This window comes from Winogradskyella litorisediminis, assembly GCF_042675765.1.
Classification (GTDB): Bacteria; Bacteroidota; Bacteroidia; order Flavobacteriales; family Flavobacteriaceae; genus Winogradskyella; species Winogradskyella litorisediminis.
Genome location: NZ_JBHTJL010000021.1, coordinates 1 through 8,534 on the forward strand (window position 1 = coordinate 1; position 8,534 = coordinate 8,534).

Below are 8,534 nucleotides of genomic sequence, written 5' to 3' on the forward strand. Positions count from 1 at the left end.
AAAAATTTTAAAGAAAATTGTAAATAGAAACGGGTGGAAACTATTTGAGGAGAATAAAAATTTAAATATTATTAATATTTCTTTTTTAGACACGAAAACAGATTATGGAAAACAAATTATTGTTCTTTATGAAAAGAATGACATTTTAATAAATTGTATTTCATTTGCTTTTGGAAAAACGCCAAATCCTTACAATTGGTTTTCGAATAAAAAAATGGTTGAAAAATTTAAAACCGAATTTATAGAAAATAAAAACGCACTACAACAACATATATAATTTATTGCTGGCTTATTACCTACTTGCGAAAATCCTCGCGGATTTTCTTTGTCTGTAATTATTTAATAAATTGGGTGCTTAAACCACGCAACAAACCATATATAAACACGTTACCCAACATAAGACCAATCAAACTCAAAAAATGAAATCAATAGGAATTAGAGCAACACCAAAAGAAATATATTTCGCAGTAGTTGAACAAAATGACGAGGGAAATAATGTAATTGCAATAGATAAATTGATTTTACCTCTATCATTAGAAATACCTGATAGGCTAAACTTTGTTAGGAAAACCATAATTGACATAATAAACCAATACGAAGTTACTAAAGCAGGAATAAAAGTAACAGAAGGGAATGCTCAAAGGTTAAGCATTGAAAGAATATCAATAGAAGCTATAATCCAAGAATTGTTTTCAAGTTGTTCTGTTCAAAAATATTTTGGAGGTAATATTTCTAAAATATCAAGACTATTAGGTCTTGCAAACAATGGAGATTTAAAGAAAATTATAAAAGGAGAAAGTATTCCTGACGATTTAGAATTTCTTCAAAATAACAGCGAAACAGAAAGAGAATCAGTATTATCAGCACTTGCTGCATTAAATTTGTAAAATGAATATAGGACTAAGAGAGGCTACTCTAAATTTTGAATTAAAAGATAACATAGGTGCAGAAGGAAAAAATTCTGATGTTTTTATTGCACACGATAAGCAATTTGATGCAGATATCGTAATAAAAAGAATTCCAAAAGCAGATTTCAATTCACCAAATGACTATTATAAAGAAGCTAAATGTCTTTATACCTCTAAGCATCAGAACATAGTTACAGTAAATTATTCCTGTGAAGATGACGACCATATTTACATTGCAATGCCACATTATGGAAAAGGTTCTTTAGAATCTTTAACAAAAACAAGATTTTTAACAGTTAGAGAAATTCTTAAATATTCTATAGATTTTCTATCTGGTTTAAATCATATTCATACAAAAGGATTAATACATTTTGACATAAAGCCGACTAATATTTTAATATCTGATTCTAATGAAGCTTTAGTTACTGATTTTGGTTTAGCTAAATTCACAAATATCCACAGAGTTGCACAACAAGATAAATTTTACAGTCTACATACTGCACCTGAATGTCTTGTAACAAATCAATTTACTATACAAGTAGATATTTATCACGCTGGTTTAACTTTGTACAGAATTTGTAACGGTTCTAATGTTTTTAAAAGTCAACTAGCTGGTATAGCATCGAAAGCAGAATTAGACAGCTTAATTACATCAGGTAGATTTCCTGATAGAAATTTTTTCTTACCTCATATTCCTCAAAAATTAAGAAATGTGATAAGAAAAGCATTATCTATTAATCCAGCTGACAGACATAACAATCTAATAGAACTTTTAAATGAACTTTCAAAGATTCAAGAAAATTTGGATTGGCAATTAAGTGTAATTCCTAATGGTAATAAATGGGTATTAGACGAGGACAATAAAACATACGATATTTCGTTGATAAATGACAATGGTTCTTTTAATATCGAGACATATAAGACTATGAAAAGCTCTGGTAATAGAACAAGAGTAAATGATGATTTTAGAGCTAATTTAACATTTCAAAAAGCAACAACAGAACTAAAGAAAATACTAAAGTCATATTAATTACGTAAATTTGCACACTAGTTTTATTAAATGAAAGTAAATAAAACAACATATAACCCTAATAAAAATTTGACTAGAGGCCAACTTTCGAACCCTTTTTCAAATTCCTCAATTCATACCAGAATTAAAAAGTCTGGTGCTATAGATTTGAGAGATAATTCTGTGTGGACAGAAAAAAACGGTTATTCTCAAGTAAAATCAATTGACAAAACAAAGAAACTGAAATAAATTACGTTGGGTAACACCGTATATAATTTATTGCTTGGTTCTCGCCTACTTACGAAAATCCTTGCGGATTTTCTATTCGGTTTTTATTTGCTAAATTACGTGCTCAACCACGCAACAAACCATATACAAACACGTTAGTAGCAATTTAAAACCGTGCGGTCGGATTTTACTCTTATCCGTTAAATTCGTTCCTTTTAATTTTGATTTTTAAGTCTGCAAACGCAATCACTACGTCGGATTTTTATACTCAAACGTGCAATACAAAATCTGAAAAAATTATTTCAGTGTCGGTTATTGTCCGAGAATTTCGGGCAAAGTTTTTTAAGCCACGAAAATTAAATTACTCTGTTGAAAAAACTGCAACTAACATTATATAACCGCAATTACGGCGGATTCGACTACGTCCGAATCCACTCGGAATTGCTAGCGCCGGTGCTTTAACAATTTTTATTAACTTTAAATCCGTAACTGACGGTTATACGAGACCGTTAGCAATAATTTGACCCAACTTTATGATAATGAGAGAATATGATAGCTTATCATCAAAAGAAATAGAAAATTTAGAACATGAAATTGATTTAGAATTCCAATCTAAAATTTTAAAGCCAAGAGAGAAAAAGATAGTTGATTTTTTAGTTAAAGTTCAAAATTGTGAATTCGAATATAGGACTACAGGTGACACAAAAGAAATAAAAGTAATTAGTTTATACTATTATGCCAGCAGTCCACTGAGTTTTATTTTTGTTCAACCTTGCTATGCCTTTTATTCGGATAGCAAAACTATAAATAGACCTGAACTTCATTCTGATGATTATACTTACGAAGAACTTGAAAAAATAGCGGTTGAAATATTAGCAAAAAACAATATTGATTACACTGAATTTACAGAAGATGATGAAGCTGAGATATATGACTTTTGGGATAATGATTATAGTTTGGTAAAAAGCTTTTTAATTGAATGTTGGAATAAAGCCAAATCAATAACTCAAACTAAACTAATCGGATTTTTAGATGCTTCTAACTACACTGGTGGAACTTATGATTTAGACAATGGTTATTCACTTTTTGACAATAAAATAGAGATTGAACCATACCTTAAAAATAAAGGAATAATAATCATTAAGGATAAAGAGCGAATTTAATAAAAACTATTGCTAACAATGTGTATAATTCATTGCTGGTAAAGGCTTACTTACGAAAATTCCGCTGGAATTTTCTATCCGTGATTATTTGCTAACTTTAATGCTTAAACACGCAACGAAATCATACACGAGACCGTTAGCAACAAGTTAACAAATCCCCTATCGGTAGGCTCTACCAAAGGTTCCCGTAAATTTCGCAAAGTCTTTTTAAGCTGCCAAAAATCATAAACTATACGCAAGCTTTAAAATCACTGTTGCTTAAACAATAAAGATTGCGGATAAAATAAATATCACGGCAAATCTTTGCGCTTATAAATTGGCCAAGGTCTTTTAATTAAACGATTCTTAAGCACATAAGACTGTCTGTACTGAAAAAGGGTCGCTCAAAAAATAAAACGGCCAATTTCCGTCCGTGGGATAATTTAAAGGCATTTAAGCAATGGTTTCCCTTTAGCAGGTGGGCCTTAAAAACCCAACGTAGCCAATCTGGCCCTTAAAATTAAATTTATCAGCAATTCGCAAGTTTTACGTCAAAACAGTATGTAAAAGAAAACCAGTTGCTAACAATGTATAAAAACAATTGCTGGTTAATTGCCTGCTAAGAATTTTACGGCGTAATCTTCCCTAGTCCGTTTTTCTTTGCTATTTTAGAGCCTAGACCAACGCAACAATTTTTATACTAGACCGTTGTGAGCAAGCTGAAAAAACCATCGTAATTGAATTCAAACTTTGAAATTTTAAAAGGACTTCCGCCATACGGAAAAATGTACGTCCCAATTCCTGAAGGAAATTGGTCAGAAGGTCTGACTGTGGAATTCACAAAAGATGACGGAACAAAATGGGTTGCGAATATTGAGTATGGAAAAGAAGGATTTGACTATATCAAAGAATTAAAACATACGACTGAAATTCTTGTAATTTCAAATGGACAGTGCTTTATCATTGACAGAAACCAAGAAAAAAGCATTGTTGAATTTGGATTTGACTTTAAAGAAGTAATCGAATTTGAGAATAAGTATTGCCTGATTGGAAATCGGAATATTGCGATAATCGAGAATTCAAATAATTATAAGTTTCACGAATATGTTTGTCGAGATTTTATAGACAATACCAAAATTGACAACGGAGTATTAAGCGGAATTTTTAATGAATACAACGCTTGGGACAAGTACGATAAAACGGAATTCTTAATCGACCTTGAGACATTTGAATTGACCAGACCTAAAAAAGTATTTAAACCCAAAAGAGTAACTGAACTAAAAACAACCGAATCAAAAAAATGGTGGGAAATATGGAAATAAAAAGCCAGCTCACAACAATGTATAACCGCAATTACGGCGGATTCGACTACGTCCGAATCCACTACGTAATTGCTTACGTCAGTTCTTAATCTGAAAAATCGTAACTTTAAATCCGTAACTGACGGTTATACGAAACCGTTGGCAAACATATCATGAAAATGCGAAATCCTATTTACATTTTATTTTTATTGATTTTTATTTCTTGCAAAAATGATACTCTTGAACCATTTGAATTATCAATATCAGATTATAATTATTCCCTTGCATATTCAGTATTATATCAAATAAACGAGAAAGAACTTACCATAACTTTTAGTGGAGAACTTGAAAATGAAAAAGATAGTATTATCTACTCAACAAATAAATTACCTGAAAAAAAAATACGCAAACTCTCTGAAATCAATATTGATAGTTTAGGAATATATTATTCGAATCCTTGTATAGATGATGGAGATATTAAAATCTATGAATTCAAAAAAGGTCTTAAAACCAAAAGAATACAAGTAGATAATTATTACCAAGAAGACTTAAGTCCTGTACTAGAACTGATAAATGAAATTGTGCCAGAAAAATTCAAGATTTACCAAGAAGACAAAGAAGAGCTTTTACAGCAACAGAAAGAATGTGGCAGAAGCAGAGTAATAATGAATGATGAATAGTTTCTGTAAAATACGTTAGCCAACAACGTGTATAGCCAATTGCTAGTTTGTGTGTACTCGGAAAATCCTACGGATTTTTCTCTGGTTCGTTTCATTTTACTAACTTAGTTCTAGCCAACGCAACTAACCATACACAAAACCGTTGTACGTAATTTGACCAAACCAATGAAAAAAATCCTACCGTTAATATTTATACTAAATTTCGGTTCATTATTTTCTCAATCAAAAGAGAATAAATTGGAATTGAATGATACTTGGTTTGGAGGAGAAACGGAAAATAATGGAAAACCTGTCATTATTCGTGGCAGACAGTATTTAAAAAATTTTATTGATTCAAAGCAATACAAGGAACACATCGAATTCGTTTGGAAATTTGAAAACAAAACTGAAAACGGAATCCCAACACCTGAAGAGAATATCTTAATGCAAAAAGTTGAAGATGCTCTAATTGAAAAATTGGAATCTGACTTACAGTCTGTTTTAACTTTGGTCTATACTCACGATGGAATTCGTTCTTCGATTTTTTATACAAAATCAGTACCTGAATTTCTAAAACGGATGAACAAAGCATTATCGGAATTTAAAAAACTGCCTATTGAAATAACAAACGGAAAAGATATTGATTGGGAATTATATACTGGAATTTTAAAGAGTTATAATCTTGAGCCAAAATAAAAACCAAGAACAGGAGAATGCTGAAAAGCGAAAGAATATACCTTTGAGTAATGCAGAGGCTTTAAGTTTCTTTTTCATTCCTATTGGTTTTGCTAAAATTAATAGATGGAAAAACACCGATTTTAATGAATCTGAAATAGAAAGATTTAAAAAATTCGGATTTGAACGTAAAATCAAACAGGCATCTGAAATGAGAATATTTGGAATGATATTTTATATTTCGATTGCTATAATATTAGCATATTTAATAAAATAAAAAACTACGTACAACAACGTGTATAACGCATTGCTTCTTCCCTAACCTTTCGGAATAATTTAGACAAACACTAAAGTTCTGGTTTCTTTTGCTAACTTTAACCTAACCAACGCAACGACATCATACACAAACACGTTGTACGTAATTTTGACCAAACCCAGAACTTAATGAATAAACCTCTTATTTTACTAATACTTTTATCCCAATTCTTTTCGTGTCAAGAAAAGTCTTTTGATTACAAAATATTACAATATCAAGGGAATGACAGCTTGAATACCAAAGTTGTAAAAGTAGTTAAGTTCAATCCTGACAGTCTGATTATTTATGAAGAATACAGAGGTTATAAATCTGATAATGCGAATAGCACGACCGATGTAAATACAACCAATCTTTACAATGACACTTTATTAGTAAAAACACTTAAGTATTATCCGAATATTCCCAATAGTATTTGCTGTGACAGTTCTAAATTGGAATATTTCTATAATGACAAAAATTTATTGATTAAGAGAATTGCCTACGAATATAAACGTGTATTAAAAAAAGGAACGCCATTTAAAGACAACTTAACCTCTGACGACTTTGAAAAGGAACGTCAATGGGAATTAAGTTCGGAAACTTTTTACTCATACGATAGCCTTGGTCGGAAAATAGAATATAATGCATCCGAAAAACATTGGAGTAGTCAAAATAGGTTCGTTTGGACTTATGATAAGCAAAATAGAATCCAAGAAGAGAAGTCCTTTGACGAGGATAGACTTATTTGGACTAAATTCTATGAATATCAAGAAAACAGTTATAAATATACTATGACTTGGTACGATTATGAGGTAAATCCAAGACACTTAAAAGATAAAAGCAAAAGTTGGGAATATAGACCTCAAAAAATCTGTGAGTATAAACTTAACGAAAATGGACAGGAATTAGAGGAATTAGCAACGACTGAAACAGGCGAATTTATTAGTAAATTAATAACTGTTTACGACGAAAAAAACCGAATTGCTAAAACGACTAAACATTTTGAAGAGGACAAACCGATTATGACTCACATTTATATTTATGAATAAAAAAACTACGTACAACAACGTGTATAGCTCATTGCGGCTGAATTCCTTAATCGGAATTCATTGCAATTTGCTATCTTTCGGTTACGGCGGAAAATCATAGCTGATTTCCCGCAACGAGCCATACACAAAACCGTTAGCATACATTTACCACTCAAAATCTGAATTAAACAATGGAAGTCATTTTAGGTCTATTTTTTTTCTTAATATGTTTAAGCTCACTCGTTATAACTTTTGTGGCAATAATTCAAATAGCCAGCAATGATTTTAAAGAATCTAAAATACAATGGATTATAATTTCAATGATTGCCTTTATCGGACCAATATTATGGCTGACTAAAGGTCGTAAACTCATAATTAAAAATGGCGAAACCGAAAGAAATGACAATAAAGAAAAAACAAGCCTGACTGAACATTACACTCAACTAATAAAGGAAATTGGAACACCATTAAAAATCCTGACTCTAATAGCATTCGCTCTTATTCTTTATGGATATTTAGCCAGAGCATTTGATATTTTTTTCTTTTGGGAAAGTAAATCAATCGGATTTGGATTATTACTTATAGTAATTGCGAAATTTTTGCTTGACGATATCAATTTAAGGCGTGAAAATAAAATGCATCGTATTGTTTTCTATTTAGTATTCGGAATTCTATGCTTATCTATTTTCATTAAAGGCATAATTGCTATTATCATACCAAATTCTGACGCTTACAATACAGCTACTGAACTTTTAAAAACAGATTCTGAATTAATAGCCGAAGTTGGAGGAATTAGCTCTTTTTCTTATTTGCCTTCTGGCAGTATGGGAACACATAAAGACAAATATGGAACAACTGGTAATGCAAATTTGATTTTAATAGTAAAAGGAAATAAAAAATATATTGAGAAGAATGTAGTCTTGGTAAAAGAATTAGAAGAGGATTGGAAAATAATACCTCTGAATTAAAAAACGTATGCTAACACCGTGTATAATTCATTGCTAGTTATAGCTTACTTACGAAAGTCCTCGCGGACTTTCTATCTGTGATTTATTTGCTAACTTTAGTGCTTAAACACGCAACGAAATCATACACAAAACCGTTGGCAAACATTAACGAAATGAACAGAAAAATACTTAATTTAATATTATTTCTATTCCTATTCTCTTATTCATTTTCACAAGAGAATGAATCAAAAAAAATTAGATATGGAATAAATGTAGGAATTAACCTTTTTGATTTAAAACAAGAAGACTTTTTTGATAGATTTTACAATCAAAGAATAAATT

General features: G+C 30.6%; 10 protein-coding genes. All 10 read left to right on the top strand.

The annotated features are described in order from the left end of the window. Positions 1-277, top strand: a 277-nt coding sequence (locus tag ACFQ1Q_RS14115) for a hypothetical protein (RefSeq protein WP_386132878.1), incomplete at its 5' end; no start/stop codon positions are given. A gap of 142 nt (positions 278-419) precedes the next feature. After that, entirely contained in the window at positions 420-887 is a 468-nt protein-coding gene (locus tag ACFQ1Q_RS14120; RefSeq protein ID WP_386132880.1) for a hypothetical protein, read from the top strand. A gap of 1 nt (position 888) precedes the next feature. After that, positions 889-1,938, top strand: a complete 1,050-nt coding sequence (locus tag ACFQ1Q_RS14125) for a serine/threonine-protein kinase (RefSeq protein WP_233885889.1) — start codon at positions 889-891, stop codon at positions 1,936-1,938. Positions 1,939-2,684: 746 nt separating this feature from the next. Continuing rightward, complete coding sequence (locus tag ACFQ1Q_RS14130) at positions 2,685-3,308, top strand: hypothetical protein (protein ID WP_386132884.1); 624 nt, start codon at positions 2,685-2,687, stop codon at positions 3,306-3,308. Between the two features lie 716 nt (positions 3,309-4,024). Next, complete coding sequence (locus ACFQ1Q_RS14135; protein ID WP_386132887.1) at positions 4,025-4,609, top strand: hypothetical protein; 585 nt, start codon at positions 4,025-4,027, stop codon at positions 4,607-4,609. A gap of 158 nt (positions 4,610-4,767) precedes the next feature. Then, positions 4,768-5,268, top strand: a complete 501-nt coding sequence (locus ACFQ1Q_RS14140; protein WP_386132890.1) for a hypothetical protein — start codon at positions 4,768-4,770, stop codon at positions 5,266-5,268. A gap of 165 nt (positions 5,269-5,433) precedes the next feature. Further along, positions 5,434-5,943 (top strand): DUF695 domain-containing protein, encoded by a 510-nt coding sequence (locus ACFQ1Q_RS14145; protein ID WP_386132892.1) that lies wholly within the window; start codon positions 5,434-5,436, stop codon positions 5,941-5,943. After that, complete coding sequence (locus ACFQ1Q_RS14150) at positions 5,930-6,199, top strand: hypothetical protein (RefSeq protein WP_386132895.1); 270 nt, start codon at positions 5,930-5,932, stop codon at positions 6,197-6,199. The genes ACFQ1Q_RS14145 and ACFQ1Q_RS14150 overlap by 14 nt, the downstream gene beginning before the upstream one ends. 167 nt (positions 6,200-6,366) lie before the next feature. Further along, positions 6,367-7,266 (top strand): hypothetical protein, encoded by a 900-nt coding sequence (locus ACFQ1Q_RS14155; RefSeq protein WP_386132898.1) that lies wholly within the window; start codon positions 6,367-6,369, stop codon positions 7,264-7,266. 170 nt (positions 7,267-7,436) lie between these two features. Next, entirely contained in the window at positions 7,437-8,213 is a 777-nt protein-coding gene (locus ACFQ1Q_RS14160) for a hypothetical protein (protein ID WP_386132901.1), read from the top strand. Positions 8,214-8,534 lie beyond the last annotated feature (321 nt).

Excerpts from the sequence above, each read along its gene's own strand:
- ACFQ1Q_RS14120 (WP_386132880.1), top strand. The coding sequence starts at position 420 with ATGAAATCAATAGGAATTAGAGCAACACCAAAAGAAATATATTTCGCA.
- ACFQ1Q_RS14125 (WP_233885889.1), top strand. The coding sequence starts at position 889 with ATGAATATAGGACTAAGAGAGGCTACTCTAAATTTTGAATTAAAAGAT.
- ACFQ1Q_RS14130 (WP_386132884.1), top strand. The coding sequence starts at position 2,685 with ATGAGAGAATATGATAGCTTATCATCAAAAGAAATAGAAAATTTAGAA.
- ACFQ1Q_RS14140 (WP_386132890.1), top strand. The coding sequence starts at position 4,768 with ATGCGAAATCCTATTTACATTTTATTTTTATTGATTTTTATTTCTTGC.
- ACFQ1Q_RS14145 (WP_386132892.1), top strand. The coding sequence starts at position 5,434 with ATGAAAAAAATCCTACCGTTAATATTTATACTAAATTTCGGTTCATTA.
- ACFQ1Q_RS14155 (WP_386132898.1), top strand. The coding sequence starts at position 6,367 with ATGAATAAACCTCTTATTTTACTAATACTTTTATCCCAATTCTTTTCG.
- ACFQ1Q_RS14160 (WP_386132901.1), top strand. The coding sequence starts at position 7,437 with ATGGAAGTCATTTTAGGTCTATTTTTTTTCTTAATATGTTTAAGCTCA.